Annotated in this window: 1 protein-coding gene and 1 pseudogene; one reads left to right on the top strand and one right to left on the bottom strand. The window is 75.1% G+C overall.

Going from position 1 to position 1,512, the window contains the following annotated elements; translation table 11 throughout:
* Positions 1–749 (top strand): annotated as a pseudogene (locus tag AOK17_RS46320) (SARP family transcriptional regulator); the annotation flags it as partial.
* Between the two features lie 30 nt (positions 750–779).
* Here the strand turns inward: AOK17_RS46320 and AOK17_RS51150 are convergent.
* Positions 780–1,512, bottom strand: a 733-nt coding sequence (locus AOK17_RS51150; RefSeq protein ID WP_055618653.1) for a hypothetical protein, incomplete at its 5' end; no start/stop codon positions are given.

The raw sequence follows: 1,512 nt of genomic DNA, 5'->3' as shown, positions 1-1,512 counted from the left end.
TCGCCCGCCGTCTCGACGACCCCGCGCTGCTGGCCTTCGCCCTCAACGGCAGGTTCATGCAGTCCTTCACCCGGGCGGGCCTCGCGCCACAACGGGACGCGATCGGCGCGGAACTCGTCGAACTGGCCGCGCGCCACGGCCTGGTGACCTACGAGGTCCTCGGCCACCTCGTCCGCCTCCAGGCCCGCGCCGCCCTCGCCGACTTCACCGCCGCGGACACCCACGCGGCCACCGCGGACCGCCTCGCCGAACGCCACGAACTGCCGCTGGTCGGCGTCTTCACCGAGTGGTACGGAGCCCTGCGGCTCAGCGCGACCGGACAGCCGTCCCGGGCCGAGACCGCCTGCCGTGCCGCCGCGGCCCGCCTCGACGGCGCCGGCATGCCCGGCCTGGAACGCGGCCTCCTCCCGCTCGCGCTCCTCTGTCTGCGCCTGACCCACGGGCTCCCGCCGGACCCGGACCCCCGGGCGGACTGGGGCCCGCACCGCCCCTGGGCCGAACCGTTCACCCTGATCGCCGAGGGCCGTCGCACCGAGGCCCGTACCGCCCTGCGCGCCCTCCCGGAGCCACCCCACGACCTCCTGTACGAGGCCTACAGCGCCCTGGAGGCCGAAGCCGCACTCCGCCTCGACGACCGGACCGTACTGGAGCGCGCCCGCACCCGCCTGCGCCCGGCCGCCGCCGAACTCGCGGGCGCGGGCAGCGGACTGCTCACCCTGGGACCGGTCGAGCGATACCTCACCGACTAGGGGCGACGGACGACGAGCAGGCCCGAAGGCTCAGCCCTCCGCGTCGGCCTCCTGGTTCGCCGGCCGAGCCGCCGGCTTCTTTCCGGCGACTACGTCCTGGAGGCGCTGCGTGCCGAGCTGGGCGGCCTGCCGGGTGGAGTTGGCGGAGACGCCGTCGAGGCCGCCGTTGGTGAGGGAGAGAGCACTGTCACCGACCCGTACGGCGGCGAAGTCCAGGGTGAGTACGGCGGACGAGCCGCCCGACTCGCCGTACACCTTCAGGCGCAGGCTCTCGCGCGCCTCGCCCACGCCGGGCAGGGGCGTGGCGGTGACCAGGACGGTCAGCTCCCCGCCCTTGACGTCCGTGGCCGTGAACTGGCCGCACTTCCCCGGCACCTCCTTCAGCCAGGCCAGCGACGCGTCCAGTGCCGTCCGGTCGTACGCCCCGACCTGGTAGCGCACCTGCGCCCCGTCGTCCTTGTCGTCCAGGCCCCTCACCGCGCGGGCCCCGGCCGGTTCGCCCAGCAGGTCCTCCGCGTACAGGCCGTCGAGCAGCCGCTGGCAGTCGGCGTTGTCCGTCTTTCCCTTGAGCAGCGCGTCCCGCCAGGTGGCCCCGCCCTGGGTCGGCTTCCAGCCCTTGCCCAGGTCCTTGTTGGAGATCAGCGCCGACTTCACCTGCGCCTCGGTGAGCGTGGGGGCGACCGTGACCGACGGGGACGGCGACGGGAGCTGCCCGGCCACGGGCGAGGCGGAGGCCGCCGCGTCGCCCGTGGCCGGGCAGCTC

Origin of the sequence: Streptomyces phaeochromogenes, from assembly GCF_001418655.1 — a bacterium.
Taxonomy (GTDB): domain Bacteria; phylum Actinomycetota; class Actinomycetes; order Streptomycetales; family Streptomycetaceae; genus Streptomyces; species Streptomyces phaeochromogenes.
This window is presented reverse-complemented; position numbering and strand designations above follow the sequence as displayed.